This window comes from Bradyrhizobium sp. ORS 86, from assembly GCF_045571475.1.
GTDB lineage: Bacteria > Pseudomonadota > Alphaproteobacteria > Rhizobiales > Xanthobacteraceae > Bradyrhizobium.
Genome location: NZ_CP120699.1, coordinates 1,162,423 through 1,182,906, shown reverse-complemented (window position 1 = coordinate 1,182,906; position 20,484 = coordinate 1,162,423). Strand labels below are relative to the sequence as shown.

General features: G+C 62.6%; 23 protein-coding genes and 3 pseudogenes. 10 read left to right on the top strand and 16 right to left on the bottom strand.

The genetic code is table 11. The features are described from left to right. Window positions 1-490 precede the first annotated feature (490 nt). Entirely contained in the window at window positions 491-3,178 is a 2,688-nt protein-coding gene (locus P6U25_RS05415; protein WP_407150442.1) for an autotransporter domain-containing protein, read from the top strand. 547 nt (window positions 3,179-3,725) lie between these two features. Here P6U25_RS05415 and P6U25_RS05410 read toward each other — a convergent pair. After that, window positions 3,726-3,980, bottom strand: coding sequence for a GCG_CRPN prefix-to-repeats domain-containing protein (locus P6U25_RS05410; protein WP_407152427.1), 255 nt, complete (start codon window positions 3,978-3,980; stop codon window positions 3,726-3,728). Between P6U25_RS05410 and P6U25_RS05405 the strand changes: the two genes are divergently transcribed. Next, window positions 3,946-4,104, top strand: coding sequence for a hypothetical protein (locus P6U25_RS05405; RefSeq protein WP_407152743.1), 159 nt, complete (start codon window positions 3,946-3,948; stop codon window positions 4,102-4,104). The two genes, P6U25_RS05410 and P6U25_RS05405, sit on opposite strands and share 35 nt — an antisense overlap. A gap of 41 nt (window positions 4,105-4,145) precedes the next feature. Here the strand turns inward: P6U25_RS05405 and P6U25_RS05400 are convergent, their stop codons facing one another. The 3 genes from P6U25_RS05400 to P6U25_RS05390 form a co-directional block, all read right to left on the bottom strand. Further along, window positions 4,146-4,703: a tautomerase family protein gene (locus P6U25_RS05400; RefSeq protein ID WP_407150441.1), complete on the bottom strand. Its 558-nt coding sequence runs from the start codon at window positions 4,701-4,703 to the stop codon at window positions 4,146-4,148. A gap of 176 nt (window positions 4,704-4,879) precedes the next feature. Then, complete coding sequence (locus P6U25_RS05395; RefSeq protein ID WP_407150440.1) at window positions 4,880-5,683, bottom strand: pirin family protein; 804 nt, start codon at window positions 5,681-5,683, stop codon at window positions 4,880-4,882. Window positions 5,684-5,711: 28 nt separating this feature from the next. Continuing rightward, window positions 5,712-5,930 carry a rubredoxin gene (locus tag P6U25_RS05390; RefSeq protein WP_407150439.1) on the bottom strand — a complete coding sequence of 73 codons (219 nt, stop codon included), beginning with the start codon at window positions 5,928-5,930 and terminating at the stop codon, window positions 5,712-5,714. Between the two features lie 428 nt (window positions 5,931-6,358). Between P6U25_RS05390 and P6U25_RS05385 the strand changes: the two genes are divergently transcribed. Then, a complete protein-coding gene (locus P6U25_RS05385) occupies window positions 6,359-6,835 on the top strand; it encodes a cupin domain-containing protein (RefSeq protein WP_407150438.1) in 477 nt (158 codons plus the stop codon). A gap of 54 nt (window positions 6,836-6,889) precedes the next feature. On the opposite strand, the gene P6U25_RS05380 is transcribed toward P6U25_RS05385, so the two are convergent. After that, window positions 6,890-7,183: an MliC family protein gene (locus tag P6U25_RS05380; protein ID WP_407150437.1), complete on the bottom strand. Its 294-nt coding sequence runs from the start codon at window positions 7,181-7,183 to the stop codon at window positions 6,890-6,892. Window positions 7,184-7,222: 39 nt separating this feature from the next. On the opposite strand from P6U25_RS05380, the gene P6U25_RS05375 reads away from it, so the two are divergent. Beyond that, a complete protein-coding gene (locus P6U25_RS05375; protein ID WP_407150436.1) occupies window positions 7,223-7,591 on the top strand; it encodes a lysozyme inhibitor LprI family protein in 369 nt (122 codons plus the stop codon). A 177-nt stretch (window positions 7,592-7,768) separates the two neighbouring features. On the opposite strand, the gene P6U25_RS05370 is transcribed toward P6U25_RS05375, so the two are convergent. After that, window positions 7,769-9,196 carry a DUF4403 family protein gene (locus P6U25_RS05370; protein ID WP_407150435.1) on the bottom strand — a complete coding sequence of 476 codons (1,428 nt, stop codon included), beginning with the start codon at window positions 9,194-9,196 and terminating at the stop codon, window positions 7,769-7,771. A gap of 52 nt (window positions 9,197-9,248) precedes the next feature. On the opposite strand from P6U25_RS05370, the gene P6U25_RS05365 reads away from it, so the two are divergent. Further along, on the top strand, window positions 9,249-9,539 hold the full coding sequence (locus P6U25_RS05365; RefSeq protein WP_407150434.1) for a hypothetical protein: 291 nt from the start codon (window positions 9,249-9,251) through the stop codon (window positions 9,537-9,539). Between the two features lie 25 nt (window positions 9,540-9,564). On the opposite strand, the gene P6U25_RS05360 is transcribed toward P6U25_RS05365, so the two are convergent. The 5 genes from P6U25_RS05360 to P6U25_RS05340 form a co-directional block, all read right to left on the bottom strand. After that, a complete protein-coding gene (locus P6U25_RS05360) occupies window positions 9,565-9,864 on the bottom strand; it encodes a hypothetical protein (RefSeq protein ID WP_407150433.1) in 300 nt (99 codons plus the stop codon). 576 nt (window positions 9,865-10,440) lie between these two features. After that, the gene (locus tag P6U25_RS05355; protein WP_407150432.1) at window positions 10,441-11,451 is read right to left on the bottom strand and encodes a phospholipase D-like domain-containing protein; all 1,011 of its coding nucleotides are present in this window, start codon (window positions 11,449-11,451) and stop codon (window positions 10,441-10,443) included. Window positions 11,452-11,465: 14 nt separating this feature from the next. Then, a complete protein-coding gene (locus P6U25_RS05350) occupies window positions 11,466-13,259 on the bottom strand; it encodes an ABC transporter ATP-binding protein (protein ID WP_407150431.1) in 1,794 nt (597 codons plus the stop codon). 12 nt (window positions 13,260-13,271) lie between these two features. Beyond that, on the bottom strand, window positions 13,272-14,489 hold the full coding sequence (locus P6U25_RS05345) for an alpha/beta fold hydrolase (RefSeq protein WP_407150430.1): 1,218 nt from the start codon (window positions 14,487-14,489) through the stop codon (window positions 13,272-13,274). A gap of 95 nt (window positions 14,490-14,584) precedes the next feature. Continuing rightward, entirely contained in the window at window positions 14,585-14,914 is a 330-nt protein-coding gene (locus tag P6U25_RS05340) for a hypothetical protein (RefSeq protein WP_407152426.1), read from the bottom strand. 544 nt (window positions 14,915-15,458) lie between these two features. Here P6U25_RS05340 and P6U25_RS05335 point away from each other — a divergent pair. Beyond that, window positions 15,459-15,740, top strand: coding sequence for a hypothetical protein (locus P6U25_RS05335; RefSeq protein ID WP_407150429.1), 282 nt, complete (start codon window positions 15,459-15,461; stop codon window positions 15,738-15,740). Between the two features lie 181 nt (window positions 15,741-15,921). Then, a complete protein-coding gene (locus tag P6U25_RS05330) occupies window positions 15,922-16,623 on the top strand; it encodes a GntR family transcriptional regulator (RefSeq protein WP_407150428.1) in 702 nt (233 codons plus the stop codon). A gap of 85 nt (window positions 16,624-16,708) precedes the next feature. On the opposite strand, the gene P6U25_RS05325 is transcribed toward P6U25_RS05330, so the two are convergent. The 4 genes from P6U25_RS05325 to P6U25_RS05310 are packed head-to-tail and all read right to left on the bottom strand — an operon-like array spanning window position 16,709 to window position 17,823. Then, window positions 16,709-16,951: a hypothetical protein gene (locus P6U25_RS05325; protein WP_407150427.1), complete on the bottom strand. Its 243-nt coding sequence runs from the start codon at window positions 16,949-16,951 to the stop codon at window positions 16,709-16,711. Between the two features lie 30 nt (window positions 16,952-16,981). After that, a complete protein-coding gene (locus P6U25_RS05320) occupies window positions 16,982-17,041 on the bottom strand; it encodes a hypothetical protein (protein WP_407152425.1) in 60 nt (19 codons plus the stop codon). Continuing rightward, window positions 17,041-17,394, bottom strand: coding sequence for a molybdopterin cofactor-binding domain-containing protein (locus tag P6U25_RS05315; protein ID WP_407152424.1), 354 nt, complete (start codon window positions 17,392-17,394; stop codon window positions 17,041-17,043). The genes P6U25_RS05320 and P6U25_RS05315 overlap by 1 nt, the downstream gene beginning before the upstream one ends. A gap of 51 nt (window positions 17,395-17,445) precedes the next feature. Then, on the bottom strand, window positions 17,446-17,823 hold the full coding sequence (locus P6U25_RS05310; RefSeq protein WP_407150426.1) for a hypothetical protein: 378 nt from the start codon (window positions 17,821-17,823) through the stop codon (window positions 17,446-17,448). A 279-nt stretch (window positions 17,824-18,102) separates the two neighbouring features. Here P6U25_RS05310 and P6U25_RS05305 point away from each other — a divergent pair, with 279 nt between their 5' ends. Continuing rightward, a complete protein-coding gene (locus P6U25_RS05305; RefSeq protein ID WP_407150425.1) occupies window positions 18,103-19,134 on the top strand; it encodes a LysR substrate-binding domain-containing protein in 1,032 nt (343 codons plus the stop codon). Between the two features lie 54 nt (window positions 19,135-19,188). Here P6U25_RS05305 and P6U25_RS05300 read toward each other — a convergent pair. Beyond that, window positions 19,189-19,521, bottom strand: a pseudogene (locus tag P6U25_RS05300) (helix-turn-helix domain-containing protein); the annotation flags it as partial. Window positions 19,522-19,817: 296 nt separating this feature from the next. Here P6U25_RS05300 and P6U25_RS05295 point away from each other — a divergent pair. Then, window positions 19,818-19,940, top strand: a pseudogene (locus P6U25_RS05295) (ArsR/SmtB family transcription factor); the annotation flags it as partial. A 4-nt stretch (window positions 19,941-19,944) separates the two neighbouring features. Beyond that, window positions 19,945-20,481: pseudogene (locus P6U25_RS05290) on the top strand (beta-ketoacyl-ACP synthase II); the annotation flags it as partial. Window positions 20,482-20,484: the final 3 nt, after the last annotated feature.

Genomic DNA, 20,484 nt, shown 5'->3' with positions numbered 1-20,484 from the left:
GGGGGGCTGGACTGGCCCGCTTCTTTCTAATTTCAACGGTGGCCAGGGGGGCAATGGCGGCTCGACGACCGCTGGCGGTTCCGGAGGCGGGGGAGGCGGATCGGGCGGCATGGGCGTGTACGCGGACAGCGCCGGACTGAACCTGACGATCGCTGGTCAGGTGGCCGGCGGCCAGGGGGGCAATGGCGGCTCAGTGAATTATGAATCTTTCGATGCTAGTGGGACCGCTGCGGGGGGGAACGGCGGCGCTGGTGGCATTGGCGTGTGGGCCAATGTCTCGACACTGATCCTCAACGGTCGGGTGGCCGGCGGCCAGGGCGGCAATGGCGGCTCAACGGATACTTCAGTGACGAGTGAGGCGCCTTCTTCGGGGGGGAACGGCGGGGCTGGTGGCGCGGGAGTGGAGACAAGCGCGGCGACAGTGGAGATCAATTCCGATGTGACCGGTGGTCAAGGGGGCTCTGGTGGCTCAGTAACTGATAAGTCTAACTTGAGTGACGGCAAAAATGGCGGGAATGGCGGCGACGGGCTGCACGCGACCAGCCCTGCGACACTGACAGTCTCCACCGCCCGGATCACCGGTGGCCAAGGCGGCGACGGAGGAGCGCAGCCAGACGCGGGTGGCTTTGCGAGCGGTAACGGCGGCGCGGGCGGCGCGGGCGTCCGCATGGACGGCGGCGGCACTGTCACGCTGAACAGCGGCGTGGCGATCTCAGGCGGCAATGGCGGCGACGGAGGAGAGTCGCAAGACGGGGGGGCAGCTGGGGGCGATTTCGGCGGCGCAGGCGGCGCGGGCATCCGCATGGACGGCGGCGGCACTGTCACGCTGAACAGCGGCGCGACGGTCACGGGCGGCAACGGCGGCGACGGAAGAGCGTCGGTGCCAGTCATCTTCTCGAGCGGTAGCGGCGGCGCGGGCGGCGCGGGCGTCAGCATGAGCGGCGGCGGGACTGTCACGCTGAACAGCGGCGCGACGGTCGCGGGCGGCAATGGCGGCGACGGAGGAGCGTCATCCGGCCCAATGAGCGGTAGCGGCGGCGCGGGCGGCACGGGCGTTAGCATGAGCGGCGGCGGTACTGTCACGCTGAACAGCGGCGCGACGGTCGCGGGTGGCCATGGCGGCGCTGCAGGCGCCGGTCCGCCCGTTCCGGGAGCAACTGGGCCTGGCGGTGAGGGCATCACCGGCGCGAACCTCACGGTCATCAACGCAGGCAGCATCAGCGGCGGATTGGCCGGTGACAACGCGACGCGCGCCAACGCGGTGACGTTCACCGGCGGCACCAACGTTTACGAGATGCAGGCCGGTGCAAGTGTCACTGGCAACGTGGTGGTGAGCGGCGGCACCGGCACGTTCCGCCTCAGCGGCACGGGGAACGGCAGCTTCGACATCTCGACGCTAGACAACGCCAGCACTTATGCAGGCTTCGCGAGGTTCGAGAAGACCGGCAGCTCGGTGTGGACGCTGACCGGCACGTCGACCTACGCGGGACCGGTGACGGTTTCCGGCGGCACGCTGGCGGTGAACGGCGACATCACCTCGGCGTCGGGCGTCACGGTCAACACGGGCGGCACGCTCGGCGGCAATGGCATCGTCGGCGCCGCCCTCATCAACGGCGGCACGCTGGCGCCAGGCAATTCGATCGGCACGCTGACGATGGCCAGCCTGACATTGACCGCGGCATCGACCTACCTGGTGCAGGTGTCCGGCGCCAGCGCCGACAAGACCATCGTCACGGGTATCGCCAGTCTCGGCGGCAAGGTGGCGGTGGATCCGCTGTCGCGCGTGGCGGCGACGACGACCTATACAATCATGACGGCCGGCACGGCGAGCGGCACCTTCTCCGGCGTGGACGTCCTCACCGCCAGTTTCGCGCGCAACGCGCGGCTGACATATGCCGGCAACGATGTGCTGTTGACGCTCGATCCCGGCTTGCTGTCGCCAGCGTTGCTGGGCAACACCAGCCTCAATCAGAGGAACGTTGCAGCGGGAATCGACAACGCGCTGATCGGAGGCGCTGCGATGCCGGCCGGCTTCAATGCGCTGTTCGCGCTGTCGGGCAATCCTCTGCGCAATGCGCTGACGCAGGTCTCGGGCGAGACGGCGACCGGCTCACAGCAGACGACCTTCCAGGCAATGGATTTGTTCATGGGCGTGCTCACCGATCCGTTCTCGGCGGGGCGGGGTGTCGTGAACAATGGGCCAACGGCGTTTGCTGACGAGAGCGAGAGCATGGCGTATGCAGGCCGCGCACGTTCAAAGAGTCCGCGCGATGCGTTTGCATCCTTCACCAAAGCACCGCGTGCCGCGTTCGATCAGCGCTGGAACGTGTGGGCCGCGGGCTATGGCGGTTCGCAAACCACCGACGGCAATGCGGTGGCCGGATCGAACGACACGCGCAGCAGCATTTTCGGCACCGCCGTCGGCGCCGACTATTTGTTCTCGCCGAATACGCTCGCAGGTTTTGCGCTTGCCGGAGGCGGCACCAATTTCAGCGTCAACAATCTTGGAGGTGGACGCTCCGATCTGTTCCAGGCCGGCGCGTATCTGCGCCACACCAACGGCGCAGCTTATGTCACTGGCGCACTCGCCTATGGCTGGCAGGATATCACCACCAATCGCGCCGTGACAGTCGCCGGCCTCGATCAGCTGCGCGCGGAGTTCAATGCGAATGCCTGGTCCGGCCGGGTCGAAGGCGGCTATCGTTTTGTCGCGCCATGGTTTGTCGCGTCATGGCTTGGCGGCGTCGGCATCACGCCCTACGCGGCGGGACAATTCACGACGTTCGATCTGCCGGCCTATGCCGAAAGCGTGGTGACCGGGGCCGGCACGTTCGTGCTCGCTTACGGTGCGAAAAGCGTCACCGATCCGCGCAGCGAGCTCGGTATCCGCACGGACAAATCCCTCGCCATGGCAGACGGCATTCTCACGCTGCGCGGCCGCCTCGCCTGGGCGCATGATTTCAATCCGGACCGCACCATTGGGGCGACCTTCCAGTCGCTGCCGGGCGCGAGCTTCGTCGTCAACGGCGCGGCGCAAGCAAGTGACTCCGCGCTCGTCACGGCGTCCGCCGAAATGAAATGGGCCAGCGGCTGGTCGGCCGCGGCGAGCTTCGAAGGCGAGTTATCCAACGTCACGCGCAGCTACACCGGCAAGGGTGCGGTGAGGTATCAGTGGTGACGCCGCCGGCAGCTCGCTTCAGGGATCAAAGCGTTAGTTCAATGACATACGAGTTCGCAATTTTATTCCGAATGGCGCACCAAACGTTCACGGCGAATTTCGCTATTCCCGTACGAGGGAATAGCGCAAATAGCTCGCAAGAACGACGGCGCGGGTGCCAACCCGAATACGTGAACTGCCGCGCCGTCCGACCGAAAAAATCGACAAGGGCGCGTTGAGCCCCGCCAAGATTTCCGACGTGACCGACGGCGGTCTCTATCTCGTGGTCACGCCGGACAACAGTAGGCCCGGCAGCGCCGCCTCCCAGCTCTGGCGGATGTTGGCCTTGCGCTTCGATGCACTGACCATTCCCCGCCCCGGCATGATCAATCAAATGGAGTGGAGCGAGGTCGATTGGGTATGCCGAACTCTGGACTATTCCAGCAGGAAGCGGTGTTCGACCCTTCCAGCGAGGAGGCGTGGTTCGCCAGGTCACGATGAGCCGCACGGTGGCCTTTGCGTTCGCCTCGCGGATTTCGTCGCACGATCTCCTCGGTACGGTCGCGAGCTATTTCCAGCCACCGCCCGGCAGTCGGCCGTGATACGGCGTGTCGCGACAATGACCCCAAGGTCCTCGCCAATAGCCGCGAGGGCAGCCGTTCCAGCGCCAGGCATCGTGGTATGGCCCGAAGTACCCGTTCGGGTAAGGGCCGGTCCCAAATGAGTGACAGGCGCCGTTCGGCCCTCTGTATCCGTGAGGTCCGCATCCGTCGGCGACTTGAATCATCATGGATGACGCTCCGGGCATCGGCCGGATTGGCATGGCCTGGGACGAAGAAGCGGCCCCGGCAAGCGCCGCAGCGGTCAGGACGAAAGCAAGTTTCTTCAGCACGTCGTTTCCTTTCAATCGCGTATTTAACGAGGTTCTGGGCAGCAGCGGACGATGAGTCCGCCACGTTTCGTATCAATCGCCGGACAAAGGGCCGTCTCAGCTTGCCTGATCGGTCCACAGGCCTCCTGCATCGGCCGGATAGCCGGCAGCGGCACGCGCCCGCGCTTTCGCCGCGAAGTAGGTCTTTGACCAGGCAAACCGGCTGCCCGCCTTGGAGAGGCCGACGCTGTCGGCAATGTTGGCGAGGCTGATCGTGTGGCCGGCGGCAGCCCAATTGCCTTCAGGCACCTCATCGATGATGACCTGAATGCTGTGGCCGGCGTCTTCCCCCGAGGCCGTCGTCACGGCGAGGATCGCTTCGGTCACCCATGCCTGCACCTCGCTCTTGTGTCCGGCGTTCATGTAGCCTTCCGGAATTTTGACCTGGACGAGGAATCGTCCGGGCGGCGAGACATAACCATTTCCGATCTCCCCGCCGGCCCACCAGTTGCCCTGAGCAAGTTCATCGAACAGAACCCAAGCAAAGGCACGGCCGCCTCTCGTATTGGCTCCGCCCTCCATGCGAATCATCACGTCGGTGAGTTGCTTGGCGAGATCGGCTTTGCTTGTCGCGTCGAGATCGCCGGCACCGTAGTGGACTTTCATAATGGGCATGTCAGTCTCCTTTTCGGCTGCCGAGGCGGGTCATGTCGGCGCGGCTGGTTCGGCAGAGTAGTGACCGGCAGATGTTGCGGCGGCTGCAAGGCCGAGGCCATTTTGCAAGCCCGACCAATTCAGCGATCGGCGCGGGCGTGCATTCCGGACTGAGGGGTGCGAGGTCGCGTGCGTTCTCAGTGGCCAGCATGCTCGCTCTCCCACTTCTTGATATTTGCGTCGTCGATCATGATCGTCTCGACGATCATCAGATCGGTGTCGTCCTGAAGGACCTCGAGATTGATCGCGCCGGCCGCCCAGAGCCCCATGCTGTCACGTCGGCCGAGCACGGCGCCGCCGCAGCGGATCGATCCTTCGCGTACGAACACGTATGCGCCGTGCGATGCTGTGCGCAGCTTATAGGCAAAAGAGCGGCCCTTGTCGGCCACCAGGCGGGAAACGCGCAGATCCTGGGGGATCGGCAGCGCGCCGTCGGCATCCCCGACGAGTTGCACGATTTCGTTCCGCCGGCGGCGATAATCGAAATGGGCACGATGATAAGTCGGCGGAAGAAAAAGCTGGTTGGGAAGCAGCCAAAGATAGATAGCGTGCATGTCCTCCGGCGTGACGCTGAGCTCCGAATGCTTGCCGCCCGAGCCTGCAGAGAAGACGTAATAGTCGCCGGCTTGCAGCCGGTCGACCATGCCGGCGCCCGCCGTGTTGATGTGGGTCAGCTCGCCTTCGAACACGAAGGCGCAGATAACGAAATTGTGGTGCGGATGCATGTTGTAGCCGCAACCTGCGCCGTGAAAGATCTCGTCGCCGAAAACACGGATCGGACCGAAGCCCGGCCGTCCGGCCTGATATTCATGGAAGTTGAAGCTGGACGCCCGCGTAACGAAGCCGTCGGGATGACCCGCGATATAGGAAGATCGCGATCCATCGGACCTGATGAGGTCGTGTCCACGTTCCGCTTCGCGAATGATGAATGAATTGCTCATGGCAGTGTGCTCTTTCTTTGTCGGGGCGTCAGGCGACGCGGGCCAGGTCGGGGCCGCCCGAGGCGTAGCCAATCTCGACCATCTCAAACATGTGCTTGGGGGTGCCGCAGTCCGGGCACACCCAATCGTCTGGAATGTCCGCCCAACGGGTGCCGGGGGCCAAACCGTGCTCAGGAAGACCCAGGGCCTCGTCATACGAAAAACCGCAGCCGAGACACATCAGCCGCTTGAAAGGTTCGTCCACCATATTTGACTCCATGTGTTGTCCGACTTCTCTCCGACTCCGGATCGTACGATCCGGTGACGTCGTCGGAGAGAGCGTGATCTGATGGCCGCGAGATAGGTCGCGGGTGATGAGAGCACAAATACAACTTCAATATGCAGATATCGGCGAAGGATATGGTGCGCCGGAATCATTCGGCACGGCAAATGGATGTAGTCTTTTCGACCGGTGTCGTTTTGTTCATACGATGAGGCTCTGGGGCGTACCGACGTTTGAGGCCGCCCATCCAGTGAGGGGAAGCCATTAGCGACAGCTATAACTCCATAGCCAGTGCGTATTTGTCTTTGGGCGATTGGTGTCGTTCTTACCGCGCAGATGCTATTGAGCACCCAAGGGTATCGCACTCGAGTACAGGTCTGCCTGCCACAACTACATTCAGCGGAAATCTGCCAATGGCCTTCGACTTCCATCACTCGACGCACGATGAAAAGCCGATCCTCATTCCTCAGATCGGCCTCATCCTGCGGGTTCGTGTCCCGTCGGAAACGACTGGAGGCGCTCTCACCGCCATCGAGACGGTCAACGCGCCGGGCTACGGTCCGCCGTTGCACCGTCATCCCGAGACGGAAATCTTCTATGTGCTCGAGGGGCGCTATCTCTTCGAAGTCGACAGCGTCCGGTTCGAAGCCCGTGCAGGCGACGTCGTGACCGTACCGGGTGGTCGCGCGCACGCGTTCGTCAATCTCGGTCACACACCCGCGCGTCAATTCATCCAGATATTGCCGGCGCTCGACGCCACGGCATTCTTTTGCGGCTTGGGCGAAGTCATGCGCGACGGAAAACTGGACAAGGACGCGCTGAACCTTTTCGGAAGAAAGTGGCAGGTCGAATTTCTAGGACCGCCCCTTCGGGGTCCGACACAGGGTTAGCAGCAACGTCTGCTATCGACCCTTCCGTGAGCGTTCCGGCACCTGGACGCTCGACTACCTCGTCTTGCACTCTGTCGTGACTCCGGAGCGAGTCAATCGCGCCGTCCTTCCCTTGATCCAGAATTCCATGGCGCTGTCGGCGTATCTTCCACCATCGGCAGAGGGTGTCTGCGGCAGCGTGAAAGTCCGTCCTTTTCCTGCGACGGTCAGCCGCACCGACCCTGAGGGCCCGGGAGCACTGAAGATCGCCCGGACCGCGGTGCCGTCGGCACAGCGATAGGCGGCCTCCGTCGCCAGGGCTGCACTTGCTGGCCCGATCAATGCCAGGCATGCCAATATCAGCTTCATGACAATTTTCCCTTCTCGATCGCATCCAAGGATCTAAACATGAATCTTCACTATTTGAAGCCGCTCGGCATTCTTATGCTCTCGGTCGTTGGCTTCACACCAGACCCCGGTCACGCGGCCTCTTATTCGGCACTCGATTGCGCAAAGGCCTCGACAGCCGCCGAAACGACGATCTGCAAAAGCTATGCGCTCGGTCAGGACGAGGCGCGCGTGGCGACACTCTTCGGTGTCCTGACGTCTCTCGTCGCCATGGGACAGAGATCCGATCTCGTTGACACACAACGACGGTGGATCGCTAGCCGCGAACGCTGCGGGAGCAACGCCGAATGTCTCTCCCGGGTCTACGCGACCCGGATCAACGAACTCTCGCAAGCGCTGGATGCCTTAGCGAAACGGGGACCCTTCTAGTTAGGTCACCACGTCTTCCGCAAACGTTGCTGCTTCCACAAACGTTGCTGCCGGACCCGGGCTTGTATCGTGAAGACAAGCAGAAGCAGGGCGGGCGCTCTGCCCAACGGGCATGTAGAGCATCACGCCCCGCATGGACGCGTTCGCCAAACACGAACACCGCTGCCTCGCAGGGGCTTACATGCCGTACAAAATCTTCAGATCGCCGCTGGCCCGGATCGCGATGACGATACCGTCGGCCGACAGATACACCTTCTCCAGCTTGGCCGATGAAAGACGTCCCTCCATGCGGAAACCATCCTTCAACGGCCGCGTGAGCTTTTCGTCCGCGGCGTTGAGTAGATTGTCATAGGCGATGCCATAATCGACGCTCATGCTGTCGCGCAGCTTCGCGATGAGCGGGTTGATGACGGCAGCCGCTCCCTCATCGTCTGTTACTGCGGCAAGGTCGGCGAACCGAACGGCATGGCCGTTCGCGTCCACCCGAATCGCGCCGGTGAGATAGACCCATTGACCCGCATTCGCGTCCGTGTCCGACGCCTTGGCGAGGCGCAGGCCGACAACGAGCTTGCCCGACGACGGATAGACCTGGACGTCCCGCACAGAGAGTCCCGCCACGGGCGGTAATGCCGAAACCGCCCGCGTGATCTTGTCCTTGAGCACGTCGTAGCCAATGCGCAGCGGAAGAATGACGTCGAAAGCGCCGGGCTGACTGACGTCGCGGCCGAGTGCCGGCAGCGCGGTGGCGGTCACCGCCGGCGGCTGCTCTCCGACAACAGTTTCGGCCGTGCCGGACAGCTCGAGCGAGCCACTCAGCACCCTGCCGTCGGCCCGCACGCCTGCAAACGCTGCGTTTTGCGGCGTCAGTTGCAGCCAGACCTGCGGATTGTCCGAGAGCTGAATTGGCTCGAACGCGTACCGCCAGGCGGTTTCGGCTTTCTCGTGCAGATTCAGGCGCCGGGCCGCGGCGAGCGCACGCTCTCTCACGACACCGAGCTCGGCCCGAATCCGCGGCTCGGCGTAGTTCGAAAGCGGAATCTCCCGGCCCATCACGTGCAGCACGGGCGGCTCGCTCCAGCGAAAGCCGTCGCTGAAGTTCAATGCAAGCGACCAATCGCGGGTTAGCTCCGGTCGCGCCTCGGCCTCGATGGTGGCGCTGGCTTCGGTCTCACCATGAATCCGGGCGGTGTAGCGATTGGCGCCCTGCCCTTCCAGCGCACCGTAGATCGGCACTGAACCATAGACGCGGTCACCGCGGCCGTAGAGCGAAACGCCACCCGAGCGCTCGACATAACCATAGATGTCGCAATTCGCGTTGATCCTCCAGAAGAGCACCCGGCGATGCACACAGCTCACGCGCTCGTCGATGGTTGCGAGGCGTCGCGGAATATTTTCGTCGATATCGGATGCCAGCGCCCGCAAGCCAAATTCGATGGTCGCAGAAATCCGCGAGTCCGCGGTGAAAGGCGCCACGGTATCGGGCGCGAGAGGCGGCTTCTCGACCGCGAACGCGGTCGAGCTGAGACCCACAAGGGCGAGTGCGGCGAGAGCCGTGCCGAAGGAGACGCGGCGGCGTAGCACGCATGATGTCGAAACGATGATCATGACAATAACCTCATTTTCCAATACTGTTCGTTCTGGAGTTCAATCAGAGCCGATGGCGACCGCCGCCATGGAAGTGAAATCCACCATCCATGGCGCGGCGCTCCGGCCGAAAGTTCTGGACGCGCGGCCGCATGATCTGCCGCCGGACGTTGTCCCGGCGATCGGGCACAGCAGGCTCGATTCGGCTTTGGGCGTCGCCTTCCGCCCGGCGCAACGCATCCTCACGCGGTGGATCAGGGCGGTCACGCTGGATGTCCAGACGATCGCTGAGGAGATCACGTTGCGATTCCACCAGTTGCATCCGCCCCAGATCGCGGCACCGCATGCGGTACGCGGCTGGTAATGCCTCGTGAAGGGAATGGTATCGCTCAGAGGCAGATGCGTTTGCCGTTGCGCCAGAAGCATCCAGAGCCCCGGTGATAGGCATAGACGTTGCCGTAGCGGCCGACGGCCACTGCGCCGTTCGGGCTGACGCCGATTGCGCCGTACCGGCCGATGCAGCCCGCACGATAGACGCCCCTCGCGCAACTGAAGGCGCTCGCATCCGAAATGCTCAGGACTGCGCCGAGCACGCCAGCGACGGCAACGGCTGCATATTTGGCCTTGTGCGAACGCCGCACGATGACCTTCGGCATACGACGAGCGGAGAACGTTGTCACAGTCTTCATGGTCGTATTCCTTCTCATTGAGATGTGATGCACGGCGCGGCCTCGACGTACGACGCCACGACTTGCATTTGGCTTTCGTTGAACGAGCTGCGATCTCGCGGTGTGCGGGCAAATCGGTCTGCACGCCAACGCGAGAGACAAATGATCCAGGTGGCTGTCCGAAACAAATACAGCCTCAATATGCAGCTATCGGCATAGCCTATGGCTGTGCTGGGAGCGGCTTCAATGTCCAAGAAATTCCTGAACAACGCCGACGGTGACGGCATGGCGCTGGCATGCCTGAACCAGTTCACATCAACGTGTAGTTGACCCGCGGCTTCCCTTGCCGGCGAAACGTGAGCTGTGCGGAATGACATCGGCTGCACCATTCTGCCAGTGGGAGATTTGGCCCATCTTCGACCCTACGCATTTGCAAAGCCGCGCTGATCGAGCCAGCAATTCGGATGAATTGCTCGATCGTCTGCTGGGAGCCTGCCGCTGATCAATGCCGGAGAGGCGCTACGCGACTTCCTGATTGGATTCATCGAGCGCCGCGCGCCAACCCGGCATGCCAGGCGCGGAGTGGATCGCCAAGAGCTAAGGATGGTGCTCGCACGAGCCGTCCGGATGGGTTAGCGCCAATCGGCTGACATCGCTGAGGCCGTGCCCTTCCAGGTCAACCAGCACGGCCGAATCCGATAAAGGCAGCTTGCGCGAATGCTTCCAGTCATGCTCCGCGGTCTCGACCAGCCGCCTTACGACATTCGCGGCCGATGTCTCGATGGCAAGCTCCCGCCGATCATCGAAGCTGCCGGGACTGAGATTGATCGATCCGACGATCGCGCGCTCATCATCGGCGATCATGATCTTTCCGTGAAGCTTCAGATCCTTGAGCGTGTGGACCTTTGCGCCGACGTCATGCATGATGCGCAGTCCACTGACACCCTCGAACAGCTTCTTCCGTTTGAGCTTGTGCAGCACGCGTGACATGATGCGAACACGCACACCACGTTTGGCCGCGCGGACCAGGCGCTCGATGATCACCATGTCCTGGTAGCGTTCGTTCTGCAGCCACAGCGTTTCCTTTGCACCATCGATGAAATCGGCGACGCGCTGGCGGCCGTTATTGGGACACCAGATCAGATCGGAGCCGGCCTCGGGCACGAACGGCCGCTCATGCCAGTCGGCGTCGAAGCATCGCACCATCTCCGCGACGTCCGCCTTGCTGGTCGTTTCGACCGCATAGTCGCGGGTCTGCGTCAGATCACGCGTTTCCCAATTGAGAGATTCGATGAAACCTAGTTGGTTGTCGATCACCATCGATTTCTGATGGGTGACGGCGAACTCGCTGCTGCTGTCGCGCACCTTCACGCCGGCCGCAAGCAGGCTTTCCCGCGCGATCTCGTTGTCGCTGGTGCCGTCCCGCCTCGCCGGATTCAGCATCACGCGTACATGCACGCCGCGGTGCCTCGCAGCGATCACCGCATTGAGCAACGACCGGTCGGTGAACAGGAACATCCGGATGTTCAATGTATGCCGAGCCGCATTAATGGGATCGATAATCGCATCGGCGGTATCGTCCGGAAGGACGATCAGTCTGTGTGACATTGGGATTTCCTTATTCATGCCGCGTCGGAGATGCGTGGCGCTGGCTGGTATTGGATGCGATGCAGTTCGGCGAAGGCGCCGCCGCGAGCGATCAAGGCCGCATGCGTCCCCTCCTCCACGACGACGCCGTCCTTGAGCACGATGATCTTGTCGGCATCGACCAGCGTGCTGAGCCGATGCGCGATCATGATGACGGTGCGGCCTTTCATCAGGCGCCGCAGCGCCTCGATCACCAGATGTTCAGATTCGGTGTCGAGCGAAGCCGTCGGCTCGTCCAGCACCAGGATCGGGCTGTTGCGGATGACCGCGCGCGCAATCGCAATGCGCTGGCGCTGGCCGCCCGACAGCGTCTCGCCGCGCTCGCCTACAGGGGAATCGTAGCCGAGCGTCATTCGGCTGATGAACTCGTGCGCGTTGGCAACTTTCGCCGCGGCAATGATCTCATCTTCCGTCGCTTCGGGCCGGCCATAGGCGATATTTTCGCGGACGGTGCCGCGAAACAGCATTGCGTCCTGCAGCACGAAGCCGATCCGGGCCCGCAGCGCTGCGACCTTGTAGTCGGCAACGTCGACGCCATCGATCAGCACGCGCCCAAGCCAGGGGTCATAAAAGCGCGGCAAGAGGCTCAGCACCGTCGACTTGCCGGAGCCGGTCGGACCGACAATTCCGACCATTTGGCCGGGCTTGATGGCGAACGACACTTCGTGCAGCACCGGGCTATCCCTGTCATAGCCGAAGGAGACACGGTCGAAGCGGACCGCTCCCTTGACCCGGCCGGGATCGATCGCGCCCGGTCGCTCCTTGATGACCTCGTCGGCCGAAAGGATCGTCTGGATCCGCTCCAGCGCGACCGCAGTCTGCGCCACGGCGCTGGTCATGCTTGCGAGGTCCTTCACCGGCTTGAAGAACTGTTTCAGATAAGCGAGGTAGACCGTGAGCGCGCCGGCGGTCATCGTTCCCGCGATGATCAGCGAGGTTCCCTTCCAAAGCACGATCGCCGTACAGAACGCGACGACGATGCTCACCACGGGCGACATCAGCGACTTGATTTTGCGCGCACGAAGGGCCGCGGCGACGGTGGCCTGGCTCGCCGCTTCCAGATGCGCGAGCTCAAGGTCCTGGCGTCCGAACGCCTTGGTGACGCGCATCGACCCCAATCCACTCTGCACGATCGACAGGACCCCGCTTTGACGGATGCGCACCGCACGAGTTGCTTCCTTCACAGCCCTCTTGAAGTGGAAGACGAACACCAAAAGGACCGGGGTGAACGCGATAGCGATCAGCGTGAAATCCCAGTCCATCCACCACATGAGTCCCACCATGAAGAGGATGGTGAGGAGATCAATGATGATATCGAGCGTCGATGATGAGGCGAAATCCTGGATGGTGGAGACATCGTTGGTGATGGTGGACACCAGCGCACCGATCTTGGCGTGGTCGTAGTAACGGAGCGAGAGGCGGTGCAGGTGCTCATAGATGCGAAGGCGCAGGTCGTTGGCGACCCATTGGCCGACGCTGGTCGTATAGTAATTGTCGAAGTAGCCGGCGATCGCTCCGACGATGGCGATCGCAAGTGTTGCCACCCCGGCAAACAGCGCGACACCAAGCGTATGCTTGCCGAAGCCGGCATATTCGTGCGCCCATTCCAGCCAATGCGGCAAGTGATGGTTTCCGAGCGCATCGTCGATCACGAGCTTCAGCGGCCACGGCGCGGCCAGACTGGTCCCGATCTGGATCAGCAAGGTGACAAACACGATCACCACCCACCCGCGATAGGGCCGCAACAAGTCGATGACGAGGCGCGACATCTTCCTCTCCCCTTACCGAGCCGCGCTCTCGGCGCCGAGGCTGCCGGCGGCCGTGCTGCCGCAATCGCTGGGAGCGGGCACGCCGGCGAAGCGATCCATCATCCAGCCGACCGCGGCGTCGGCGCTGTCGGCGGCGGCAAAGCCGTGGCCGACGCCCGGCAGCCACTTCATGGTGACTTTGCCGCCCGCCTTGCATTGCCGCTGCATATAGGTCCGTGTCACCTCGGGACGGACGATGTCGTCCGTGGTGCCCTGGGCGAGAAACAGCGGAATCCGCGGCGGCACCACGCCGGGCGAGTTTTGGAGGGCAAGTGAACGCCAGGGTTCGACAGTCGCGATGTTCGGCACCGAGAGAAAGTGCTGCTCGAGCGGCCTTTCCGTGCGGCGGCGGGCGAGAATGTCGAAGATCGACTCATTGCATTCGTTGGCAAGGCGGTCGACCGTCGGCACTGCCTCCGGCAACACGACCTTGTCGATCGGTGCGTGGTAGACACGCGTCCAGGACCACAGCGTCATGGCGGTCAGGTTCTTGCCGCCCGAAGTCTTGAAATCGTCGCCCATCAGCGTCACCAGCGAGGTCGCGGGCGCAGCCGCGGCGACGCCAACCAGATTGAGCTCCGGCGCGTAGGTCTTGGCGATCAGTCCGGTATAGAGCGTGGCTTGCCCGCCCTGGGAATGCCCCCAAACGGCAAAGCGGTTGCCGCCGCCAACACCCGGCATGTTGCGCGCGACCCGCACCGAATCGATGACGGCGCGAGCCTCGCTGTCGCCCACCAGATACGGATGCGGCCCTGGCGTTCCCAGGCCGGGATAGTCGGAGGCAGCGACCACGGCGCCGCGCTCGATTAGCTGGCGCAAGCCGGCCATCTGCTGGAAGACAAAGATGGCAAGCGACGGCGCGCAATGCGGCACGACGCCCGTGGTCGGATGCGCCCACGCGACGATCGGCCGCCCGCCTGCCGGCGCCGGTCCTGGCGGCACGACGATCATGCCGGAGACCGCAATGGGTTCGCCATGCATGCCGATCGAGCGATAGAGGACGCGATAAGCCTGTGCGCCAGCGGGCGCAAAGCCCATGGGCTCGGAGCGGATCAGCGTGCCGGGCGGGCCTGCGATCTCGCGCGCGGAAGCGTCATAGAATGGTGTTTGGGCGCTGGCCGCGACCGCGGATAGCGCAAGCGCCGCTGCGCAAACCACCGCGCCGATCAGCCGCACCGAAGTCCGATACATTGTCTCTCTCCATGAACTTACTATCGGAATATCAACGTAAGATTGCATCGCTGCGCATTCGTCTTGTGATGAGGGCGCTTCGCCTCAGCGCTGGTTCAGATCACCTCATAAGCAAACAACGTTGCAACGAGGGTGATGCCGACCAGGCCGATGAGGAAAATCAGATCGGCAATCTGCTCGATTCGGGCACTCAGCCTCGGCCGGTCCGAGAATCGAATTGAAAGATAGGACGTCAGCGCGCTGACCAGGAAAGTCACGGCAGTAAGCGCCGCATATTCATCGACATGCGACGGGCCAAGCTTCCCTTCCGCAAGCTTGACTAATCCGATCAACGTCGCGCAGACGCCGATCATCGTGGCCGAGACCGGCAGGATGTGGGATGCAAGCGCTTCACTTCGGGTTCGGACAGGTAATTGGTTTGACATGACTTTGTCTCGGGAAGCTCTCTCTTTTGCCGTTCGGGTTGCCTGGATGACGGCCCGGATTTCAGAATGAGGAAGCCCCGGGTGAGCGTCGCCCGCTAACCGGGCGACGAAATGATCCACGCGCAAATCAAAAACAAATACGGCTTCACTATGCAGGTATCGGCGCAAACTATAGCTGCGGTTGCGTGAGCCGTTTGACGCGGGCTTCACCATGGCGGCCCGCTAATCTTGAGACGTGAGATCAAGAGATTAGACGTCTGCTTCGTTGACGTCGTCAAGCCAGAAAGGCCGCGCGGTGCGTCAACAAGGCCTTCGCCTCACCAACCGTTAGGCGTTGCACGAACCGCCGACAACCATCGTTGCCATGAGGGAAGTAGCCTGCGTCATCGGATGGCTTACCGCTGCTATCGGCATCAGCTATGACCGCATATTCAGTCCGTATTTGTTTCAAGACTTGCTTCCGGCGAGTGAAGTGCCGTGCAGCGTGAGCTCTGCTTTTTCGATGCAGGCTTCGCTGTGCGAGAGACCTTAGAAAGGAAGGACCATGTTCGATTCTAAAATCACACGTCGCGGCTTTGCGGCGACGGCAGCCACAGGCGTGGCGGCGCTCGGCCTGCTCGGCGCCGGTGTCAAATCCGCCGATGCCTACCAGGGCAATATGGAGCGTGCGCTCGGATCGCTCCATCAGGCGCTCGGATCGTTGCGCGAATCCACGGCCAACAAGGGCGGTCATCGCGAAAGAGCAATGGAGCTTGTGCGGCAGGCGATCGAAGAGACTCAGGCCGGCATCGACTTCGCCGACGACCACGGTGGTGGCGGCCACTGATCGGACCAGCAGCAGGTGTTCGCCTTCATGGGGACGCCTGCCCGCGCATTGGGATCGAGAGGCCATTGATTTCTCCCTGCAACCCATTACATAAGTAGCGCGTTACAGTCGCGTATCATGCGGCTTGGTAACGCGCGACGTGCCGGAACATGTGGCAAAAATGGAGGCCAAGAGCAGAATCATGCAACTTCGGGAACCAACTTTGCCGCAGACGGACAATCAGAAACCGGTCGCGAGCCTTCGAGACAGGGTCTTGGAGCGCGTTCGATCGGATATCGTCTCGGGACGGAGCGGACCCGGGACCATGTATTCGGTCCCAAGTCTGGCGAACGAGCTTGGCGTCTCCACGACGCCGGTTCGGGAAGCTCTGCTTGAACTCAGCAACCGGGGCATGATCGTTCCGATGCGCAACCGGGGCTTCAAGGTGCAAGCCTCCTCGCTCGAGGATCTCGAGAACCTGTTCGAAATGCGCGAGTTGCTGGAGCGCTTCGCCGTGGTCAGCGTCGCGAAGCGGCGGCTGAAGGACCCGGAGGAGTTGAAAAAGCTTGCCGATGCCGTCGCCACTGCCGTCAAGGCGCGGGACGTCGGGAGCTATCTCGAAACCGATCGCGCCTTTCACGAGGCGTTGGTTGCGCGCGCAGGCAATCCCCGGCTCACCAAGATGATCATGGGCTTGCGGGACGAAATGCGCCTGTTCGGAATCGATACGGCCGAGGGAGAGGAACGGCAGCGCGCGTCGGTGAAAGAGCACTATGAGCTCATCAACCTGGCCGTCAAGGGTGAAACGAAGGCCATCGCCTCCCTCATTACCAGCCATATCATGGAGTGGCAGCCCCTCTTCAGGAAAGCCCTGATGTCCCGGACCGCCCGACCGCCTCTCTGAACTGCGGGCAATCAAGGCGCGTACACCATCGATGTGTCATCCTGATTGTTCTACATCAATGCTTCGCCACCTGTGCACGAGCCGTTCAGGTGGCGCTTGTTTGGATGATCCGCCAGATGTCCGCCGCGCGTGCCTGCATCTGCAAGGCGTCCGCCGCAGGATAGGCGGATGGCGCATCCGCGATGGCGTTCATCAGGGTCGGCGGCGCGGCGCTCGCCCCCGCCTCGCCGCAGCGCTTTGCGCCGAAGATGTTGGTGCGCCAGCGAAGGCCGTTGTCGATCCAGCACAGGCCGGGAGTATCGCCGGCATGAGGCAGCGCGTAATCCATTAGCGATCCAGAAGCGATCTGGCCGGTCGTTCAATCATAGACGACCTCCTCGAATAGCGCCTGGCCGACCCCTTGCGTCACGGCACCCACTACCCGGCCGCGCACCGAGGGCTCGTCCAGCACCGCGCCGAAACGTCCATAGCAGTGTAAGCCACGACGTGGACCGTGCCGGTCTCTCGGTCATTCTCCACTTCGCAGGCGTGGCAGCCATTCGCATAGCTGCCACGTGTGAGAACGCCACGCGATTCGCCGTCCAACGCGCCGGGGAAAGAAGCGGCGATTTCGGCGACGCTCATGGCGCGATTAGTGCCCGGCAGAGAGAATATCCCCGATTCGAAATGGACGTCATGCGCTGCTGCATTCCAATCACGCGCCAGCACTTTGCGACCGCGCTCGACGACATCGAGGATCGTCCACTCCAGCGCTCGCGAGGACGTGAGCAGCGACTTCGAGCCACCAGTTCCTCCGCCGCGGTCGAGTACGGCCGTGTCACCCTACCGAACGCCGATCTTGTCCTGCGTCAGTCCCAGGCTGGCCGCAGCATACCGGACCAGTGGCAGCGCGTGGTCTTGACCATTGACCATTGGACTGCGTACCGATGGTGAGTCGAGCGCGCCGTCTTCGCCGAATGCGAGCCGTGCCGCTTCCACCGGCTGATTGTCGGGCTCTATCATCCGCGCAACGGTGAGACCACCATTGGCTTCCAAGTAGTTGGCGAATCCGAATCCGCGCAGCTTGCGGCGGGCGCGGCTTTCGGCCCGACGTGTCTCAAAGCCGGCGCGGTCGGCCGCCTCGAGGCATCGGCGCAGCAGCACATAGGCCGCTTCGGGCCGTCCCGCACCACGATAGGCATCAAGTGGCGTGTAGCGCATCACAGTCACGTGCTACACATTTAAGTGACGCACTACTAAGACGTCAGGCCGGCTCGTGGCCAGATCGCGCAAATCATTGATCCACCTATGAATCCCGTCAGTAGTCGGTCGCCAAGGCATGCCCGATCGAGATTCCCGGCGGCGGAGTTCGCGCATAACGCGCATAAGCCTCTTGACGATCAGTACCGCGTTACTTAAGTGTGTAACGCATTACTATAAGACGGCACAATCGTTGAATTAGGCCGCTTAATGGGCGGCTCAAAAACAGGGGCATCTCCCATGCCAGTCAAGCTGCGTCACCTGCATTACTTCGCCCGCATTGTCGAAACAGGCAGCTTCTCGCGCGCTGCATCCATCGTACATATCGCTCAACCCGCATTGAGCCAGCAGATCGCCGAGCTGGAGCTCGACCTTGGCGTGCCATTGCTGCACCGGGGGCCCCGCGGCACCCGGCCGACGCCGGCGGGCGACATCCTCTACCGCGAAGCTGTCTCGATCCTCGGCCGCGTCAATCAGCTTTCCGAACTGGTGCGGGCCAACGGGCCGGAAATCGAGGGCACCGTCAGCGTTGGAGCATCGTGCACGCTGGCTGCAACGCTGCTCGGACCGTTCTTCGAAGCGTGTAGGGCAGCGCTTCCCAAGGTGACCTTGCGCTGTTCTGTGGCAGATGGTGCGTCACTGAGAGCGCGGCTCGAGGCGCACGCACTGCATCTGGCGTGCGCTTTCGAAGACGATCTCTCAGCAGTGTTTGCACGCCAGCCGATGTTTCGCCAAGCGTGCTATCTGGTCCGCAAAACGCCGCTGCCCGGCAACCCGACGACCGTGTCGTTGCAGGAGCTCAAGAATCTGCCACTCATCTTGCCGACAGCACCGAACGTGGTGCGCAGCAAGCTAGATCGAACCTTCTCCGAGGCGTGCTTCGCTCCTCATCTCGCCGCTGAAGCGGACGTCATGTCTACGGCACTCCAGGCCGTTGAAGCCGATATCGGCGGGGCCATCCTGCCCAAGGGAGACTTCTCCGACGTGCCGGGCCACACCGATGTGTCCGCCGTCCGGATTGATCCGGCGATCGAGTTGACAGCATCGGTGCTGTGGTTGGCAAAGGAACCGCTCACGCCTGCTGCCACGGCAGTGCGCGACCTCATGATAGGATTCGTGGAGAAGCAGTATCTCTCGTCCCCTCCCCTGGGCGCGCGGCTTGTCACCGCTTCATCTCCCAACATCATCGCTAAGCAGGGAGGCTCGAACCATCGCAGCAAAACCGACGCCTTGCGTCGTGGTCCTTGGTTACAGGTTTTCGCCGCGGCTTAATGCAGCCTCAACGTTGGCATGGATGCGAACCGTCGACACGGTTTAGGCATTCGGACCGAGCCGGCGCAGGATCCGGCTGACGGTTGCTGGCGAGATCCCAACTTCGAGCGCGATCTGCTTGCCGGTGCGGCGCTGCCGGCGGAACGTCTCGACCGCGGCGCATGTGGCTGCCGGGGTTTGGCTTGGCAAGGAATGCGGCCGCGAGGACCGATCCTGCAAACCATCGACGCCTTCTGCGCGGAAGCGCTCGACCCATTTGGCGACCGTCTTCGCCGTGACATTGAATTGGAGTGCGGCTGCCGCCTGCGTCAGACCGCCCTCGATCACGCTCCGCACCATCGCCTCTCGACCTTTCGGCGTCAGAGGCGCGTTCTTGTGGATGTTCATCTGGTCTCTCCGGGGAACCCTGAAGCGTCGCAACCTCAGCTTCCTCGCTTCAGACCAGATGGACAATATCCTGAAAGCTCACAAATGGTGACGTGACGGACCGGAACTGTCAAAAGGTACAAATATGGATGGCGCTTGCCTTAATTGATCGTAGCTGACGATCTTCGGCGAGGCGACCTTTCGTCCGTCAAGCGATACTTCGACTTCCGACACGGTCGGCAGCGGAAGCCGACCATTGCGCCGACCACCACGAGCTCTCGCTGACGAAGCGTTGGCGACCTTGTTCGCAAGGAGTGGCCGTGACGGCGCTGACTGCGAAATTCAACGTCTCTCAACCGGCTGTCTCGAAGCATCTTGGCGTTCTCAAACAGGCCGGACTAGTTCGAGATCGGCAAGAGGGGCGTCAGACACACTACAGCCTCCGCCGGCATCCTCGTGATCGAAGAGCTGGGGCATGCGATCCGGCGCGATGCCAAGCCGCTTGCCGAAATCGTCGGCTATGGCACGACGGCCGACGCCTACCACATCACCACCGGACCGGAGGATGGCGACGGTGCGCGCCGCGCTATGGAAGGCGCGCTGCGGCAGGCCGGCCTCAAGCCCGGTGACGTCCAGCACCTCAACGCTCATTCCACCTCGACTCCGGTCGGCGACGTCTCCGAGCTGGAAGCAATCAAAGCCGTGTTCGGCCGCGACGGAAAGATCGCCGTGAGCGCCACCAAATCGACAACGGGCCATCGGCTCGGCGCGGCCGGGGGTGCCGCAGCCATCTTCACGATCCTCGCGCTGAGGGACCAGGTGGCGCCGCCCACGCTCAATCTCGACAATGCCGATACAGCGGCCGAAGGCGTCGACATCGTGGCCCGCGAGGCAAGGCGCATGTCCATGGAGCATGCGATCTCCAACGGATTCGGATTCGGCGGCGTCAACGCCAGCGTTATCTTTCGACGTTGGCGCTGAAGA

Bases quoted from the DNA above. Each gene is read 5' to 3' on its own strand.
- P6U25_RS05380 (WP_407150437.1), bottom strand. From the start codon at position 7,183: ATGAAGCTGATATTGGCATGCCTGGCATTGATCGGGCCAGCAAGTGCA.
- P6U25_RS05340 (WP_407152426.1), bottom strand. From the start codon at position 14,914: ATGTCAAACCAATTACCTGTCCGAACCCGAAGTGAAGCGCTTGCATCC.
- P6U25_RS05405 (WP_407152743.1), top strand. From the start codon at position 3,946: ATGGATGACGCTCCGGGCATCGGCCGGATTGGCATGGCCTGGGACGAA.
- P6U25_RS05385 (WP_407150438.1), top strand. From the start codon at position 6,359: ATGGCCTTCGACTTCCATCACTCGACGCACGATGAAAAGCCGATCCTC.
- P6U25_RS05350 (WP_407150431.1), bottom strand. From the start codon at position 13,259: ATGTCGCGCCTCGTCATCGACTTGTTGCGGCCCTATCGCGGGTGGGTG.
- P6U25_RS05390 (WP_407150439.1), bottom strand. From the start codon at position 5,930: ATGGTGGACGAACCTTTCAAGCGGCTGATGTGTCTCGGCTGCGGTTTT.
- P6U25_RS05400 (WP_407150441.1), bottom strand. From the start codon at position 4,703: ATGCCCATTATGAAAGTCCACTACGGTGCCGGCGATCTCGACGCGACA.
- P6U25_RS05410 (WP_407152427.1), bottom strand. From the start codon at position 3,980: ATGCCAATCCGGCCGATGCCCGGAGCGTCATCCATGATGATTCAAGTC.
- P6U25_RS05325 (WP_407150427.1), bottom strand. From the start codon at position 16,951: ATGGATTACGCGCTGCCTCATGCCGGCGATACTCCCGGCCTGTGCTGG.
- P6U25_RS05355 (WP_407150432.1), bottom strand. From the start codon at position 11,451: ATGTCACACAGACTGATCGTCCTTCCGGACGATACCGCCGATGCGATT.
- P6U25_RS05335 (WP_407150429.1), top strand. From the start codon at position 15,459: ATGTTCGATTCTAAAATCACACGTCGCGGCTTTGCGGCGACGGCAGCC.
- P6U25_RS05360 (WP_407150433.1), bottom strand. From the start codon at position 9,864: ATGAAGACTGTGACAACGTTCTCCGCTCGTCGTATGCCGAAGGTCATC.
- P6U25_RS05375 (WP_407150436.1), top strand. From the start codon at position 7,223: ATGAATCTTCACTATTTGAAGCCGCTCGGCATTCTTATGCTCTCGGTC.
- P6U25_RS05370 (WP_407150435.1), bottom strand. From the start codon at position 9,196: ATGATCATCGTTTCGACATCATGCGTGCTACGCCGCCGCGTCTCCTTC.
- P6U25_RS05345 (WP_407150430.1), bottom strand. From the start codon at position 14,489: ATGTATCGGACTTCGGTGCGGCTGATCGGCGCGGTGGTTTGCGCAGCG.
- P6U25_RS05330 (WP_407150428.1), top strand. From the start codon at position 15,922: ATGCAACTTCGGGAACCAACTTTGCCGCAGACGGACAATCAGAAACCG.
- P6U25_RS05305 (WP_407150425.1), top strand. From the start codon at position 18,103: ATGCCAGTCAAGCTGCGTCACCTGCATTACTTCGCCCGCATTGTCGAA.
- P6U25_RS05395 (WP_407150440.1), bottom strand. From the start codon at position 5,683: ATGAGCAATTCATTCATCATTCGCGAAGCGGAACGTGGACACGACCTC.
- P6U25_RS05310 (WP_407150426.1), bottom strand. From the start codon at position 17,823: ATGCGCTACACGCCACTTGATGCCTATCGTGGTGCGGGACGGCCCGAA.
- P6U25_RS05365 (WP_407150434.1), top strand. From the start codon at position 9,249: ATGGCGACCGCCGCCATGGAAGTGAAATCCACCATCCATGGCGCGGCG.